The sequence below is a fragment of the Mesorhizobium sp. P160219 genome (assembly GCF_057786095.1).
The window spans coordinates 2,956,855-2,971,887 of the sequence record NZ_JBYNWG010000001.1 but is presented as its reverse complement, the minus strand read 5'-3'; the positions used below and the strand labels follow the sequence as shown (position 1 = coordinate 2,971,887).

The following is a 15,033-nucleotide window of genomic DNA, read 5'->3' as shown; positions in this document are numbered from 1 at the left end:
AGCAATATAGGAAGGACTGCCGTAACTATTTTGCCTTCGAGCTTTTCCGCGGCGCCTTGGCTGCCTTCGCTGTGGCTGCTTCACCCTTTTTCGCGGCCACCGGCGCCGAGGGCGTGGTCAGCGGAGAGGCGAATGGCGAACTTCCACCGGACGGAGACTCGCCGCGGGGCGTTTCCAGCACGACGACGCAGCCGTCGAGATCGTTGGTGGCCAGATGCGCGTAACGCATCGTCATCGAAAGCGTCTGGTGGCCGAGCCACATCTGCACGCGGCGAATGTCGATGCCGCCCTGGACCAGACGTGAGGCACAGGTGTGACGCAAGATGTGCGGCACCACCTGGTCGTCGGCGCCGAGACCGACTTCGGCCTTCGCATCGTTCCAGATGGCGCGAAATTGTGCCTGGCTGAGTTTTGTGAACGGACCCTTGGGCCGGCGGCCCTCTGAGGGCGGCAGTTTGATCACCTCTTTGACCCGCTCGGTCATCGGGATGGTGCGGCTGCGGCCGGATTTGGTGATCCAAAACGAGACGCGATGTTCCTGGATATCGTTCCAGATCAGTCCGAGCGCCTCGCCGAGGCGGCAACCGCTATCGACGAGAAAGACCGAAAGACGGTAGGCATCTTCGCTGCGGATCCTGATGGCGGCGAACAGCCTTGCTTCTTCGTCCCTTTCGAGGAAACGAATCCGTCCCGCCCGCTCCTTCTGGCGGCGGAACTCGGGCAGGCTGTGGATATCCCCCATCTTGTAAGCCTTGCGCAGCAGTTTCCTGAGGGCAGCCATCTTTCGATTGATGGTTGCGTTGCTGTTGCCGCGCTGGCGCAAGGTGCCGATAAGGTTGTCCAGGGTGCTCTGGTCAAAGGCGCTAAAACGATCGCCGAGCAGGATCTCGTCTATTTCGCCGATGAAGGAGCTGACATTGTATTTATGCCGCCCGTCATCCCAAAGTATGTCTCGGTATGCTGAAAAAAGCTCTCCGACCCGGTGCGACTTTACTTCTCTGATCTTGTTGTAGCTGTATTTTATCTTCGCATTTTGAGAAGAGAACATTGAGAAATGTTCGGAGGGATCCCCCTCTTGTATCGCGTCGATGGTCATAAAGTGCCACACCCCCGAGTGGATAGAGTCAGACCTACCCGCTTGGAAGCGTCCTTTCAAGAGATTTAATCACGCAGTTGTGAATTCATCGCCCATCAGCGGATCCCACGAACTCACCCTACGGACTGTTCAGCTGCCGATTCCCCCTGTTCCTTTTGCTTGTCTTGACCCCAGTCACGAAACAAAACAGCCCGGGCGTTGAAGCGCCCGGGCTGGTATTCACCTGTTTAAAGCCAGCCCTTAGAACGAGCGCTGGAAGCGGAGCATGCCGCCAACAGAGTCCTTCTTAGGATCCGCGCTCCGGTCGGTCCAGTTGTTGCCATCTTCGCCCCAGTGAGCATAGTCCACTTCGGCGGTGACCGTCAGGCCGGGGACGACGTCGTAGGCGACGTTCGCCGCGACGGCATAGTTCTTCTCATCGTCGCCCGACCCCTGGATGTTGAACGAGGTCTTCTCGTTGATCTGGTAGGTACCACCACCCCAGACTGCCCAGTTGCCGCCCCACTGCTTGTAGAAGCCGCGACCGCCAGCATCGAAGGTATAGCTCGAATCCGACAGGTTGTCGTCGGTGCCATAGCCGGCCATGATGAAGAGGGACAGGGCCTGCGACACGGTGACGTCCAAACGAACCTTGCCGGCGACTTCTTCGTAGTTGCTGTCATAGGCGACGACGCCGGTGATGGCGCCCCAGCCTTGCGTCCATTTCACGCCGCCGACGACATGCGGAACGTAGCTGTCGATCGTGCCCGCGCCGTAGAAACCAGTGGTGCCGGCGCCCGAGCCTTCTTCGAGCGAGAGAACGGCGGAGAAGCCGTTGCCAGCATCGAAGTAGTACTGGATGACGTTGGTGTCGAAATCGCCGTAAGGAACCAGCGTATCCTGGATGACGTTGCCGGCGTAGCCGATGAACGTATTGAAGGCCGATTCATCCTTACCGACGCGCAGGCCACCGAGCTGGATCCAGGCGAAGTTAAGCGAGGCGCCAGTGTTGCCAGCAGGATTTCCAGAGATGGTGGCATAGCGGTTGCCATTCTGGAAGTTGAAACGGGTCTCGGTGTAGGTCTTCAACGTGCCGAGCTCAGTTTCCTGGCCGGTCCAGGTCTTCAGCGCGAAGCGGGCCTTCTTGCGCCAGGTCTCCTGCTCGTCGCCATCCTTCACGTCACGGCTCTTGGCGCCGTCGAACGAACCGACGTCACCGCCGCTGATGTCGTAACGGACATAGCCACCGATGCGCAGGCAGGTTTCGGTGCCGGGGATGTAGAAGTAGCCCGAGCCGTAAACGTCGCAAATCTTGACGTATTCAGCCGGTTCCGGCTCGGCGACGACGACGGCGTCGGCGGCGCGCGCACCGGAAACTGCGATCAGGGCCGCAGCGGAGCCGAGAAGAAGGCTCTTAATGTTCATTTTCTGACCTCCAGTCAAAAGTTAAAAAACGGGTCTGGGTATTCTTTGCTGAAGGACAGCGTTCCCTGCCCCATCCCCACTACCGAAAAAGATGCGCACCGCGCCGCTCCTTCGAATTCGACATTACCCATGAGGCGGCGGCGTTCAACCACGATCGTACCGGCAAAAGGGCTATCCGGGCGCTATCCCCTGGCGTTGTTGCACAAATGACACGATTTGGCCTCAGTCAGAAAGCTCTCGTTAACCATCGAAGAGCCTGGAAGCCTTGGCCAGGGCTTCGAAATGCGGCCGAATCCGGCGATGGCCGGCCGAAATTACGGCTCCGTCGCCGACTCGCCGGCCAGGGAGCTGCCGCAGAATCGCCGCATGCGAAGGGGCTGAGGCGGCCGAATCCGGATTTTTCACCGATAATGGCGCCGGCTTGTTGATTGTGCCGGCGCTTTTCTTTATCCACCGGCGCAACGGAGAGGTGGCCGAGTGGTCGAAGGCGCTCCCCTGCTAAGGGAGTAGAGGTCAAAAGCTTCTCGTGGGTTCGAATCCCATCCTCTCCGCCACCCTACGCCCTGCGGGCTTCGGGTGGCAGGCCACCCGGAACCGCATTTTGGGCGTGGGAGTGTCGCCCGAAGCTACGAAGTAGCGTAGGGGGACCATGTGGTACGTCTATTTCCTTCAGCTCCACAACGGCGATGTCTATGTCGGCTCGACAGATGACCTTCGACGCCGTTTCGAATCGCACCGATCAGGCCATGTGACGTCGACGAAGGCTTATCTGCCTGTCACCTTGAAGGCCTATATTGGGGTTGAAACCGAGGCCAACGCCCGGCAACTCGAGCGGTATTTCAAGACGGGATCGGGCAAGGCCTTTGCGAGCAAGCGGTTTTGGCGAACAGTGCCAGCCGGCAACCCATGAGGTTTATCTATTTGAAATAAAACAGAAAAGCGGAACAACAGCCTGCTTTTCATCGACCTCCACTCTCGATTCTGACTGGAGGTCAGAAAATGAACATCAAGAGCCTTCTTCTCGGCTCCGCTGCGGCCCTGATCGCAGTTTCCGGTGCGCGCGCCGCCGACGCCGTTGTCGTCGCCGAGCCGGAACCGGCTGAATACGTCAAGATCTGCGACGTCTACGGCGCCGGCTACTTCTACATTCCCGGCACCGAAACCTGCCTGCGCATCGGCGGCTATGCCCGCTATGACATCGGCGCCGGCGACGTCGGTTCGTTCGACGGCGCGAAGTCGTTCGACCATAAGGACGGCGACGAGCAGGATACCTTCTTCAAGAATACCCGCTTCACGCTGAAGACCTGGACCGGCCAGGAAACCGAACTCGGCACGTTGAAGACCTACACCGAGACCCGCTTCAACTTCGGCAACCGCAACAACTACGGCGGCTTCAGCACCTCCGGCGACCCGATCGGCAACCCGGCCGGCAACAAGAATGTCTCGCTCAACTTCGCCTGGATCCAGCTCGGTGGCCTGCGCGTCGGTAAGGATGAATCGGCCTTCGATACCTTCATCGGCTACGCCGGCAGCGTCATCAACGATACGATCGTTCCTTACGGCGACTTCGACACCAACGTCGTCCAGTACTACTTCGACGCCGGCAACGGCTTCTCGGCCGTGGTCTCGCTCGAAGAAGGCTCGGGCACCGTCGGCACGATCGACAGCTACGTTCCGCATGTCGTCGGCGGCGTGAAGTATACGCAGGGCTGGGGCGCCATCACCGGCGTCGTCGCTTATGACAGCAACTACGAAGAAGTCGCAGGCAAGGTCCGCGTCGACTGGAACGTGACCAACGAACTGTCACTGTTCGGTATGGCCGGCTATGGCAGCGACGACAATCTCAATGACTCGAGCAACTTCATCGACGCCCACGACCGCGGCTTCTACAAGATCTGGGGTGGCAACTGGGCGTTCTGGGCCGGCGGCACCTACAAGTTCAATGAGAAGACCTCGTTCAACGTCCAGGTGTCGGGTGATGAGGACAAGAACTATGGCGTGGCGGCGAACGTCGCTTACGACGTTGTTCCCGGCTTCACGATCACGGCCGAAGTCGACTACGATCACTTCGGCAAGTTCGACCAATGGAATGCGGACCATTCCTCGACCGTCAACTTCACCAATGCAGACGGCAAGAACAGCGTCGGCGGTCTCCTCCGCTTCCAGCGCTCGTTCTAAGACGCACAGCCTGGCTCAAAATCGAACCCGGCGGGCAACCGCCGGGTTTTCATCGACCAACGGCATCAGCCGCGCCACCCAACGATTTGATCGACCTGCAACGATTTGAGGCACGTCGCAATGCGGCCGCGGCGAAACTTGCTGCCCGTAGTCTCTGGTCTCAAATCTCAGCAAGATCACCCAAGGCATCGATCAGCGGCTGGATACTGCCTTCATAATTTTTCCAGCGCTTGATTGACGACGTATAGATCGGTTGCCGAACCTGCCACCGGCTTATCGTTTCGACAGACCTGCCCTCGTCGAAGAAACGAAGGCAAGCGTCATCCCAAGTCAAGCCAAGGTGTTCTATTAGACGGCGCGATTGACCTTCCTGATCCGCGACGAGGTGTTCGTAACGATTTTCAAAAATTCTTCCCGGAAGAACGGTCTGCCAATGACGCATAAGACGATCATACTCACGATAAAACAGACCAAGGTTCTCGAGATCGTAGGTATAACGATGATTGTTGTTCAGATTTGAAATGAAGCATGACAAGCAGTTGTCTATTGCGTCACGTCTGCAATGAATAATGCGGGCGTTTGGAAAAAGAATTGCGATGAGACCAATAATCTCGAAGTTATAAGGCATCTTGTCGACTATTCGATGAGCGGCAGGCGCCCGCTCTCGCAGGTATGACAAGTGTTCTTCCGCGAGCGTCTTGGACACGTCGACCGTCATTGACGCGAGCGATCCTTGTAGAGTTCCCGTCAAGCGGCTTCCGAAGCCCATTTTATTGGCGACCCGTCTCAGCTTGGCAAGTTCCCCTGCGCCACGAACTTCCGGATGGCTCGCGCAAATTTGCTCGACTAGAGTCGTCCCCGAGCGAGGCATGCCGAGTACAAACACAGGCACTTCGGACATATTCCCGTAGCCGGCCTTTCCAGCCAACATTTCGGGGGAAAAGGCGTCGATTGTTGAATCTATCCGGCGACGGTAGGAGTCCAGATCGAAATGAAGGCCGGCGACCTGCTTCGCTTTCTTGAAATGACCCATCGCGTCTTCATAGCGCTTAAGGTCGTTCAGCACCTTGCCTGCGGCATGATGGAGTTGTTGCGCGACATCTGGGGTAAGGTTTGGATTGGCGAGTTCACCAAGGATGGATCCAAGTTCGGCGGGCTCTTCAGTAAATTTGTACGTATGCACCAGCTCATTGTATGCCGTCCCCAAATCGACGCGACGTTCTATCGCCTCATGCATATAGGCTCTGGCTTTATCCATGCGCCCGAGGCTGGTTAGCGCACTAGCCAGGCCCGTCCGAACCCGAGGATGATCGCGGTTGATCTTCAGCGCTTTCTCATATTGCTGCAAGGCCATGTCAGGCTTGTCAAATGCCGCGTAAGCTCGACCGAGCGAGCAAAGTGCTTCAACCAAATCGGGCTTTAATTCCAAGGCGCGTTGGATCTGCCTGATAGCAAGCGAATATTCGCTAACCTTCAGATAAACCTCACCCAAGTGAAGGTGGTAATAAGGGTTTTGAGGCTCCGCACCCACCGCTCGAACGAAATACTGCAGAGCCATTTCATCATCGGAAACGAGCGCCAGCGTGCCCATGATGTATAAGGCCAGCGGATGGTTTGGCGTGCGTGCCAGCACGCGACGGCATAGTTCCTGGGCCTCGGCAAGTCGCTTCGCCTGCTGAAATCCATACGCCTGTTTCAGTAGGTCATCGTCGGCTCGTGCGCGCGACCGTGTGTACACCTCTTGTGCAGGTGAGGCCTTTGGACCGACTCGAGTCTTTAAATGCTTGGACCAGGCAGGCGGCATCCGAGTGTTCATCGTGCCTCGCTAGCAAAAAAGATAGACTGAAACCAGCATAAACATATTCGGGGAAAAAGGCGGCCATACGCTACCATGCTGGGTCGCTACGCGATTTTGGAGCGCAGAACCGCCTAATATGATCGGCAAAGTCGGGTCAGATTTCAGCAAGGTCGCCCAATGATTCAATCAGCGGCTGGATCTCGCTTTCGTAATTCGTCCACTGCTTGACGGACGACGTATAGATCGGCTGGCGGACCTGCCAATTGCTATAGGTCTTTACGGAGCCGCCCCTGTCAAAAAAGCGCAAGCAGGCATCGTCCCAGGGTAGTCCGAGATAATCTATGAGACGGCGCGACTGCTTCTCTTGATTTTCAATCAACGTCTCGTACCGGTTTTCGAAGATACGGCCCGGGAATATCTTGTCCCAATGCCGCATCAGACGATCATACTCTCTGTAGTAAAGCCCCAGTGTCTCCAGATCGGCGCTATAGCTATGCCCTTCACTGAGTTGCAGGACAAAGCAGGAGATGCAGTTGTCAATGGCGTCGCGGCGACAATGAATGATGCGCGCGTTGGGGAAAAGGATGCCAATCAGGCCGACCAGCTCGAAATTGTGAGGCATCTTGTCGACAATTCGAAGCGCATCAGGGGCCCGCTCGCGCAGGTAGGCAAGATGCTCCGCGGCCAGCGCCCTGGACAGCTGTGGAGTCATCGATGCGATCGCCTCACCGGGGCTTATGTCGGAACCATGCCTAAGGTCGAGCCCGTTAGATGTGCGTCTAAGTTTTGCTAACTCGCCAGCGCCATGAACATTGGGATGGCTGGCGCAGATCTGCTCCGTCAGCGTTGTGCCCGAGCGAGGCATCCCGACTACGAACACGGGCACCTCCGAGGCATTGCCACAAGCAGTCCTTGAAGCCACCAGATCCGGTGTAAAGGTTTCGATCAGGGAATCGACCCAACGACGGTAGGATTGCACATCGAAGCTCTGGCCGCCGGCTTGATTTCCTTTCTTGAAGTGGTCCATCGCCTCCTTGTAGCGGCGGAGGTCGTTGAGCACCTTTCCGGCTGCGTGATGGAGCGTCGCCGCTCCCTCGGATCCGTGGTCCGGGTCTTGAAGCTCCGTCAGGATCGCCGCGAGTTCTGGCGGCTCTTCCGTGAATTTGTGCGTGCGTACAAGCGTACTATAGGCAGCGGGTACCGCGATGCGCCGATCTATTGCCTCTTTGAGATGGACCGCGGCTTCGTCCATACGGCCGAGGCTCGCCAGCGCACGAGGCAGCCCCAACCGGGCCGTGGGATGATCTTGGTCGATCCTGAGCGCCTTCTCAAAGAGCGGCAGCGCCATTTCGCACTTGTCAAACGAGTTGTATGCATCGCCCAAGGCGCAAAGCGCTTCCACCAGATCCGGCTTCAATGCCAGTGCGTGCTGAATGTGTTCGATCGCCGGTGTAAATTCGCTGAGCCTGAAATAGGTTTGACCGAGGCCAAGGTGGAAGTAGGGATTTAGAGGCTCCTGGGCGATCGCCCGACCAAAATACCGCAGGACCTTTTCATCGTCGTACCCGATCCCCAGCGTCCCCAGTATGTAAAGGGCCAGCGGATGTTCGGGCGTTCTCGCCAGAACGCGATGACAGAGTTCTTCCGCCTCAGGCAATCTTTCCTCTTGCTGGAACACGAGCGCCTGCCTCAACATCATATCGTCAGCCTGAGCACGAGACGGAGCCGCTTTTGCGGGCTGGGGTTTCGGTTGCACAAGCTTCGGCTGCGTGCCCTTCGGCGCGGCTTGCGTTTTAAGGTGCTTGGCCCAAGCGGGTGGCAATCGGTTGCTCATTCCATTTCGCTAGCAAAACGGTCCCGCGAAATCTAGTGCGGCATTGTCATCTTGCGCCCGACATGCCTCCACGCTAGCAAGAAGGCCCTTTTCGAGTGAGCCTTTGCCATGCGCCAGCGCCCTGCCCTCACGCCGCTTGTCGGCGCGCTTCCCTCGACGGTGCCGTTTGTCGGCCCGGAGGCGCAGGAGCGCGAGCGTGGCCGCGCGTTTCGCGCCCGCATCGGCGCCAATGAGAGCAGTTTCGGGCCTTCGCCGCGCGTCATTGCGCGCATGGAGAGCGTCGCGCGCGACCAGTGGATGTATTGCGACCCCGACAATTACGATCTGAAGCAGGCCGCGGCCGCGCATCTCGGCATCAGTGCTGAAAACGTGGTCGTCGGCGAAGGCATAGACGGGCTGCTCAGCCTGGTGGCGCGCATGTATGCGGCGCCCGGCGACGCGGTGGTTACCTCGCTCGGCGCCTATCCGACGTTCAATTTCCACATTGCCGGCGTCGGCGGCCGGCTGGTCACGGTGCCTTACGAGAACGACAAGGAAAGCCTGGACGACCTGCTCAAGGCCGTTGTCCGGGAGAAGGCGCCGCTGGTCTATCTCTCCAATCCCGACAATCCGATGGGCAGTTGGTGGGATGCAAGCGAGATTGCCGGCTTCATCGAAGCCTTGCCGGAAACCACCATGCTGGTGCTCGACGAGGCCTATGGCGAATTGGGGCCGGCCTCGGCGCTGCCGCCGATCGATGTCGCGCGACCCGATGTCATCCGCATGCGCACCTTCTCTAAGGCCTATGGGCTGGCCGGCATTCGCTGCGGCTATGCGGTGGCCGAGGCTGAGGTGATTCGCGACTTCGAGAAGATCCGCAACCATTACGGCGTCAGCCGCATGGCGCAGATCGCCGGCGTCGAGGCGCTGGCCGACCAGGACTGGCTGCACAGCGTGGTGGCGCGAGTCGCTGCCGGCCGCACGCGAATCGCCGGTATTGCGGAGACAAACGGGCTGAAGCCGCTGCCATCGGCGACCAATTTCGTCACCATCGACTGCGGCCAGGACGGCGCCTTCGCGCTGAAAGTGCTGCAAAACCTTTTGTCGCGCGACGTTTTCATCCGCAAGCCGATGGCGCCAGGGCTCGACCGCTGCATCCGGGTCAGCGTCGGCCTCGATCATGAGCTCGACATCTTTGCCGAGGAACTGCCCGGCGCGCTCGCCGCGGCGCGGGGAAATTAGCCCGGCCGATTGCCGCCGCGACACGGCCTGCCAATGCCGCCAAAGGCCAAGACAGAATCAGCCGGGTCCCCGGCTTCCGTCGATCCAACAACAATCCAACCGTTCAAGGCTGTTGCTTTCGTCCGATCCCGCGCCAGTTCTTGAGCATGGGAGATAACGACCGGCAAAAGGCGGTGCAGGCGCGCGTGCATGGTAAGGTGCAAGGCGTCGGCTATCGGATGTGGGCGCGACGCGAAGCGATAGGGCTTGGCCTCGTAGGTTGGGTACGCAATGAACGAGACGGCACGGTGACGGCCTCGATTGCCGGTGCCGATGCTGCGGTTTCCACAATGATCGAACGGCTCCGGCAAGGGCCACGGGGTGCTTCGGTTTCGAAGGTCGAGATCGAAGAATTCGAACTCCTCGACGCGCCCATCGACTTTCGGATCATTGTCTAGACGGAACCACTTTATTGCCGCTTGAATTAATCGAACGTTCGTTTTATTACTAAAAGGGGGAGGCGATCATGGCACGCACAACGGGATCCGATGGCGAAAAAACTGAAGCGGCCGTCCGCGAGGCGGCGGTCAGCCTGATCGCCCGCTTCGGCTACGAGGCGACGTCGATGCGGCAGCTTGCCGCCGAGGTCGGCGTCCAGGCGGCCGCGCTCTACCGCTATTTTCCGACCAAGGAAGACCTGCTGTTCACGCTGATGCGCGAACATATGGAAGGGCTGATCGAAGCGTGGGACGCCGCACGCCCCGACGCTGCCGATCCGGCAACGCGGCTTGCCGCCTATGTCGAAAACCACATCGCTTTCCACATCGAGCGCCGCCACTCCACCCATGTCTCGAACATGGAATTGCGCAGCCTGTCACATGACCGGCTGACGCAGATCCTTCGCATGCGCACCGCCTATGAGAAGGAGTTGCGCGCCATCCTGCGCGACGGCGCGGAGGCCGGCGCCTTCAGTGTCGATGACACCGGGCTCACTGCCATGGCGCTGATCCAGATGATGACCGGCGTCATCGTCTGGTTCCGGCCGGGCGAGCGGCTGTCGATGGCTGAAGTCACGGCGACATATCTTTCAATGACAATGCGCCTGGTTGGCGCGAACATAGACGGCAAGACTTACAGCGCCGCGCGTCCCTTCGGACGCGCAAATGACGCTGTAGCATTTTGATTTCGCGCATGATCCTTTCCGAAAATCAAAGTTGATTTCGGGGTCATGCGGCAGGAGGGAACGGCATGTACACGAACATACTCAGCTTCGGGCATGACGAGGACATCGAGGCGCTGCGCGATCTGGTGCGCCGCTTTGCCCAGGAGAAAATAGCGCCGATCGCCGCCGAGATCGACCGCAGCAACCAGTTCCCCGCGCATCTGTGGAAAGAACTCGGCGCGCTCGGCCTGCTTGGAATCACCGCCGATCCCGATTTCGGCGGTAGCGGCATGGGCTACCTCGCCCATGTCATTGCGGTGGAAGAGATTTCGCGCGCCTCGGGCTCGGTCGGCCTTTCCTACGGCGCCCATTCGAACCTCTGCGTCAACCAGATCAACCGCTGGGCGACGCCTGCGCAGAAGGAGAAATTCCTGCCGGCATTGTGCTCGGGCGAAAGGGCAGGTGCGCTGGCCATGTCGGAATCGGGCGCCGGCTCCGACGTCGTCTCGCTCAAGCTGCGCGCCGAAAAGCGCAACGACCGCTATGTGCTCAACGGCTCGAAAATGTGGATCACCAACGGCCCCGACGCTGAAACGCTGGTGGTCTATGCCAAGACCGATCCGGAGCGGAAATCGCACGGCATCACCGCCTTCATCGTCGAAAAGACCATGGCCGGCTTCTCGGCATCGCCAAAGCTCGACAAGCTCGGCATGCGCGGCTCCAACACCGGCGAACTGGTGTTCGACAATGTCGAGGTGCCCTATGACAATGTGCTGCATGAGGAGGGCCGCGGCGTCGAGGTCCTGATGTCGGGCCTCGACTACGAGCGCACCGTGCTCGCCGGCGGCCCGCTCGGGCTCATGGCGGCCTGTCTCGACGTGGCGATCCCCTATGTGCATGAGCGCAAGCAGTTCGGCCAGCCGATCGGCGAGTTCCAGCTCGTGCAGGGCAAGCTCGCCGACATGTATTCGACGATGAACGCCGCGCGCGCGTACGTTTATGCTGTCGCGGCTGCCTGCGATCGCGGCCAGACGACACGCAAGGATGCCGCCGGCTGCGTGCTGTTTGCCGCCGAAAAAGCGACGCTGATGGCGCTCGACGCCATCCAGCTGCTTGGCGGCAACGGCTATACCAACGAGTATCCGACCGGCCGGCTGTTGCGCGACGCCAAGCTCTACGAAATCGGCGCCGGCACCAGCGAGATTCGCCGCTGGCTGATCGGGCGCGAGATCATGGCGGAAGGGGTGTGAGCGATTTCAATGCCTGGTTTGCCAAAATACCTTGGAGTATTAGCACGGACTATCGTCGCATTGATCCCATTGTCGGGATTTGCGAATGCCGCCTCTTCAGATATGCCGCAATTTCGAGATGTTGCAGCACTGCGGGTTGAAGTCATTTCCCGCCTGAAGGCTGACAGCCGAGTCAAGCAAGCAATTCCCAACCCCGCCGATCCGGCGCGTCTTGACGTAACCAGGGTCGGTTCTACCGGCAAGGATATTCATCTTCAGGTGGACGTTACGAACCTGCTAGGCCGCATTCGCGACCTGCCGGCGGGAGAGGCGGAAACCGAAATCGAACGTTTTCTAACCACGCTCGTGCTCAGCGATAGCGAAAGCGGCTTCCAGGCCGATCTACTGATTGCCAACATTCGACCGCGCGAACATCTCGACGCTTTCAAAGGCGATGGCACAGAGCCCGACAAAGGACCGGCGTTTGAAACCTTGGCGGGTGACGTCGTGATCCTTTACCAGATCGACAATGAGGACTCGCTCGCCAGCGTCCGGCTTGACGATGTTGGAGACCGCTCACTCGCACAGCTTCGCCAGCTTGCTCTGGAAAACATCAACAAGCAGATTACGAAGGTCAAGCAGGAGCGTATCCTCGACGGGATATCGATCTTCACCGTCGAAGGGGATGAGGCCATCTCACCCGCTCTCCTCCTGACCGAAAAATTCTGGGCCACGCTTGGACCGCAATTCCCCAACGGCGTTTTCATAGCCATTCCAAAACGCGATGCCATCGTCGTTGTAGACAAGCGGCTTCCCAATGCGGTTCAGTTTGCTCGCTCATTTATCGACAAGGTTTTCAAGACCGAACCTGATCTTCTCTCCGAGTACATTTTCGAGCGCCGTGACGGCAAGCTGCAAGTCGTGGCAGAGCAATAGGAACCGATGTGGCCGTACTCCAAACCCAGATCTCGCCCTCCTCCGAAACCTACCTCGCCAATGCCGAGCGCATGCGGGCGCTGGTTGCCGACATTGCGGACAAGGCGGCAACCGTCGAGCGCGGTGGCTCGGAGGAGGCGCGCGAGCGTCATGTTTCGCGCGGCAAGCTGTTGCCGCGCGAGCGGCTGGCGCAATTGCTCGACACCGGCTCGCCTTTCCTCGAGATCGGCCAGTTCGCGGCATGGTCCATGTATGGCGAGGAGATTTCCTCGGCCGGCCTCATCGCCGGCGTCGGCCGTGTCGAAGGCACCGAGGTGATGGTCGTGGTCAACGACGCCACGGTGAAGGGCGGCACCTATTATCCGCTCACGGTGAAGAAGCATTTGCGCGCACAGGAGATCGCGCTGCAAAACAATCTGCCTTGCGTCTATCTGGTCGACAGCGGCGGCGCCAACCTGCCCAATCAGGACGAGGTGTTTCCCGATCGCGAGCATTTCGGCCGCATCTTCTACAACCAGGCCAACATGTCGGCGGCCGGCATTCCGCAGATCGCCTGCGTCATGGGCTCATGTACTGCGGGCGGCGCCTATGTGCCGGCAATGTCGGACGAGACGATCATGGTGCGCAACCAGGCGACCATTTTTCTCGGCGGCCCGCCGCTGGTGAAGGCGGCTACGGGCGAAGATGTCAGCGCCGAGGAGCTTGGCGGCGCCGACGTGCACACCAGGCTGTCCGGTGTCGCCGACCACTATGCGCTGGACGACGAACATGCGCTGGCCATCTGCCGGCGCATCGTCAAAAACCTCAACCGGCGCAAGACTGTAAGCTTGACCTTACAGAAACCCATGCCGCCGCTTCATGACGCGCAGGAACTCTACGGCATCGTGCCGACGGATCTGCGCCAGCCCTATGATGTGCGCGAGGTGATCGCGCGCGTCGTCGACGGCTCCGAGTTCGACGAGTTCAAGCAGAATTACGGCACCACGCTGGTCACCGGCTTTGCCCATCTTCAGGGCATGCCGGTCGGCATCATCGCCAACAATGGCGTGCTGTTTTCCGAAAGTGCTGTGAAGGGCGCGCATTTCATCGAACTGTGCTGCCAGCGCAAGATCCCGCTGATCTTCCTGCAGAACATCACCGGCTTCATGGTCGGGCGAAAGTACGAGGCCGGCGGCATCGCCAAGGACGGCGCCAAGCTGGTGATGGCGGTTGCCACCGCCAAGGTGCCGAAGGTGACGATGATCATCGGCGGGTCGTTCGGCGCCGGCAATTACGGCATGTGCGGCCGCGCCTACTCGCCGCGCTTCCTGTGGATGTGGCCGAACGCGCGCATTTCGGTGATGGGCGGCGAACAGGCGGCGACCGTGCTGGCGGTGGTCAAGCGCGAGGGCATCGAGCGCAAGGGCGGTGAGTGGAGCGCGGACGAGGAAGCGAAATTCAAGAAGCCGATCCTGATGAAATACGAGCATGAGGGCCACCCGCTCTACTCCTCGGCGCGGCTGTGGGACGACGGCATCATCGATCCGGGGAAAACGCGCGAAGTGCTCGCGCTCAGCCTTTCGGCAGCGCTCAACGCCGACATCGAAGAAACGAAGTTCGGCGTGTTCAGGATGTAGATGAGCAAGTTCGGCGAACGGATACATGTCCACACCGGCGACATCACCAGGCTTGCGGTCGATGCCATCGTCAACGCCGCCAATTCCTCGCTGCTGGGCGGCGGCGGCGTCGACGGCGCCATTCACCGCGCCGCAGGCCCGGAGCTCGAATTCGAATGCCGGATGCTGAACGGCTGCAAGGTCGGCGAAGCAAAGCTTACCAAGGGCTATCACCTGCCGGCACGTTACATCATCCACACGGTCGGACCTGTCTGGCAAGGCGGCGGAAAAGGCGAAGCCGGGCTGCTCGCCTCCTGCTATATCAGGTCGCTCGAAATCGCCGCCGCCAGGGATTGCCGGACCGTGGCATTTCCGGCGATCTCCACCGGCATCTACCGTTATCCGAAAAATGAGGCGACGCAGATTGCCGTTGGCATCGCAGGTACCTTCGTCGGACAGAACTCAACGCCCGAAACAGTTATTTTCTGCTGCTTCGACGAGCCAACAGCTCAACTATACCGACAAGCCGTTGCTGCCATTGAAGGATGCTAGTCTGCATGGATAAGATGGTTCATCCACCTACGCAAAAGAAATTTTCGGT

13 protein-coding genes and 1 tRNA gene are annotated in these 15,033 nt (G+C 59.5%); 10 read left to right on the top strand and 4 right to left on the bottom strand.

The genetic code is table 11. From position 1 onward, the window contains the following. Positions 1 to 25: 25 nt before the first annotated feature. Both AC3EMP_RS14245 and AC3EMP_RS14240 read right to left on the bottom strand, forming a co-directional pair. The gene (locus tag AC3EMP_RS14245) at positions 26 to 1,096 is read right to left on the bottom strand and encodes a tyrosine-type recombinase/integrase (RefSeq protein ID WP_352712906.1); all 1,071 of its coding nucleotides are present in this window, start codon (positions 1,094 to 1,096) and stop codon (positions 26 to 28) included. A gap of 240 nt (positions 1,097 to 1,336) precedes the next feature. Next, a complete protein-coding gene (locus tag AC3EMP_RS14240) occupies positions 1,337 to 2,500 on the bottom strand; it encodes a porin (protein WP_027050001.1) in 1,164 nt (387 codons plus the stop codon). A gap of 463 nt (positions 2,501 to 2,963) precedes the next feature. On the opposite strand from AC3EMP_RS14240, the gene AC3EMP_RS14235 reads away from it, so the two are divergent. The 3 genes from AC3EMP_RS14235 (at position 2,964) to AC3EMP_RS14225 (ending at position 4,678) form a co-directional block, all read left to right on the top strand. Further along, positions 2,964 to 3,054: transfer RNA gene (locus tag AC3EMP_RS14235), tRNA-Ser, on the top strand. 95 nt (positions 3,055 to 3,149) lie between these two features. Next, positions 3,150 to 3,410 (top strand): GIY-YIG nuclease family protein, encoded by a 261-nt coding sequence (locus AC3EMP_RS14230; RefSeq protein WP_027050003.1) that lies wholly within the window; start codon positions 3,150 to 3,152, stop codon positions 3,408 to 3,410. A gap of 89 nt (positions 3,411 to 3,499) precedes the next feature. Further along, the gene (locus AC3EMP_RS14225) at positions 3,500 to 4,678 is read left to right on the top strand and encodes a porin (protein WP_027050004.1); all 1,179 of its coding nucleotides are present in this window, start codon (positions 3,500 to 3,502) and stop codon (positions 4,676 to 4,678) included. 160 nt (positions 4,679 to 4,838) lie between these two features. On the opposite strand, the gene AC3EMP_RS14220 is transcribed toward AC3EMP_RS14225, so the two are convergent. Both AC3EMP_RS14220 and AC3EMP_RS14215 read right to left on the bottom strand, forming a co-directional pair. After that, entirely contained in the window at positions 4,839 to 6,494 is a 1,656-nt protein-coding gene (locus tag AC3EMP_RS14220) for a tetratricopeptide repeat-containing sulfotransferase family protein (RefSeq protein ID WP_027050005.1), read from the bottom strand. A 136-nt stretch (positions 6,495 to 6,630) separates the two neighbouring features. Continuing rightward, positions 6,631 to 8,310: a tetratricopeptide repeat-containing sulfotransferase family protein gene (locus AC3EMP_RS14215; protein WP_027050006.1), complete on the bottom strand. Its 1,680-nt coding sequence runs from the start codon at positions 8,308 to 8,310 to the stop codon at positions 6,631 to 6,633. A gap of 108 nt (positions 8,311 to 8,418) precedes the next feature. Between AC3EMP_RS14215 and AC3EMP_RS14210 the strand changes: the two genes are divergently transcribed. The 7 genes from AC3EMP_RS14210 to AC3EMP_RS14180 all read left to right on the top strand — a co-directional run bounded on the left by AC3EMP_RS14210 (position 8,419) and on the right by AC3EMP_RS14180 (position 14,984). Continuing rightward, entirely contained in the window at positions 8,419 to 9,531 is a 1,113-nt protein-coding gene (locus AC3EMP_RS14210; RefSeq protein ID WP_352712905.1) for a pyridoxal phosphate-dependent aminotransferase, read from the top strand. A 146-nt stretch (positions 9,532 to 9,677) separates the two neighbouring features. Further along, on the top strand, positions 9,678 to 9,968 hold the full coding sequence (locus AC3EMP_RS14205) for an acylphosphatase (protein ID WP_023709796.1): 291 nt from the start codon (positions 9,678 to 9,680) through the stop codon (positions 9,966 to 9,968). A 68-nt stretch (positions 9,969 to 10,036) separates the two neighbouring features. After that, positions 10,037 to 10,693 (top strand): TetR/AcrR family transcriptional regulator, encoded by a 657-nt coding sequence (locus AC3EMP_RS14200; protein WP_023735525.1) that lies wholly within the window; start codon positions 10,037 to 10,039, stop codon positions 10,691 to 10,693. Positions 10,694 to 10,758: 65 nt separating this feature from the next. Then, complete coding sequence (locus AC3EMP_RS14195) at positions 10,759 to 11,922, top strand: isovaleryl-CoA dehydrogenase (protein ID WP_352712903.1); 1,164 nt, start codon at positions 10,759 to 10,761, stop codon at positions 11,920 to 11,922. A gap of 9 nt (positions 11,923 to 11,931) precedes the next feature. Next, positions 11,932 to 12,837, top strand: a complete 906-nt coding sequence (locus AC3EMP_RS14190; RefSeq protein WP_155922473.1) for a hypothetical protein — start codon at positions 11,932 to 11,934, stop codon at positions 12,835 to 12,837. A gap of 8 nt (positions 12,838 to 12,845) precedes the next feature. Further along, positions 12,846 to 14,453: a carboxyl transferase domain-containing protein gene (locus AC3EMP_RS14185; RefSeq protein WP_023834423.1), complete on the top strand. Its 1,608-nt coding sequence runs from the start codon at positions 12,846 to 12,848 to the stop codon at positions 14,451 to 14,453. Then, a complete protein-coding gene (locus AC3EMP_RS14180; protein ID WP_023670208.1) occupies positions 14,454 to 14,984 on the top strand; it encodes an O-acetyl-ADP-ribose deacetylase in 531 nt (176 codons plus the stop codon). The last annotated feature ends 49 nt before the right edge of the window (positions 14,985 to 15,033 follow it).

Excerpts from the sequence above, each read along its gene's own strand:
- AC3EMP_RS14225 (WP_027050004.1), top strand. The coding sequence starts at position 3,500 with ATGAACATCAAGAGCCTTCTTCTCGGCTCCGCTGCGGCCCTGATCGCA.
- AC3EMP_RS14215 (WP_027050006.1), bottom strand. The coding sequence starts at position 8,310 with ATGAGCAACCGATTGCCACCCGCTTGGGCCAAGCACCTTAAAACGCAA.
- AC3EMP_RS14230 (WP_027050003.1), top strand. The coding sequence starts at position 3,150 with ATGTGGTACGTCTATTTCCTTCAGCTCCACAACGGCGATGTCTATGTC.
- AC3EMP_RS14220 (WP_027050005.1), bottom strand. The coding sequence starts at position 6,494 with ATGAACACTCGGATGCCGCCTGCCTGGTCCAAGCATTTAAAGACTCGA.
- AC3EMP_RS14205 (WP_023709796.1), top strand. The coding sequence starts at position 9,678 with ATGGGAGATAACGACCGGCAAAAGGCGGTGCAGGCGCGCGTGCATGGT.
- AC3EMP_RS14200 (WP_023735525.1), top strand. The coding sequence starts at position 10,037 with ATGGCACGCACAACGGGATCCGATGGCGAAAAAACTGAAGCGGCCGTC.
- AC3EMP_RS14240 (WP_027050001.1), bottom strand. The coding sequence starts at position 2,500 with ATGAACATTAAGAGCCTTCTTCTCGGCTCCGCTGCGGCCCTGATCGCA.
- AC3EMP_RS14210 (WP_352712905.1), top strand. The coding sequence starts at position 8,419 with ATGCGCCAGCGCCCTGCCCTCACGCCGCTTGTCGGCGCGCTTCCCTCG.
- AC3EMP_RS14190 (WP_155922473.1), top strand. The coding sequence starts at position 11,932 with ATGCCTGGTTTGCCAAAATACCTTGGAGTATTAGCACGGACTATCGTC.
- AC3EMP_RS14245 (WP_352712906.1), bottom strand. The coding sequence starts at position 1,096 with ATGACCATCGACGCGATACAAGAGGGGGATCCCTCCGAACATTTCTCA.
- AC3EMP_RS14180 (WP_023670208.1), top strand. The coding sequence starts at position 14,454 with ATGAGCAAGTTCGGCGAACGGATACATGTCCACACCGGCGACATCACC.
- AC3EMP_RS14195 (WP_352712903.1), top strand. The coding sequence starts at position 10,759 with ATGTACACGAACATACTCAGCTTCGGGCATGACGAGGACATCGAGGCG.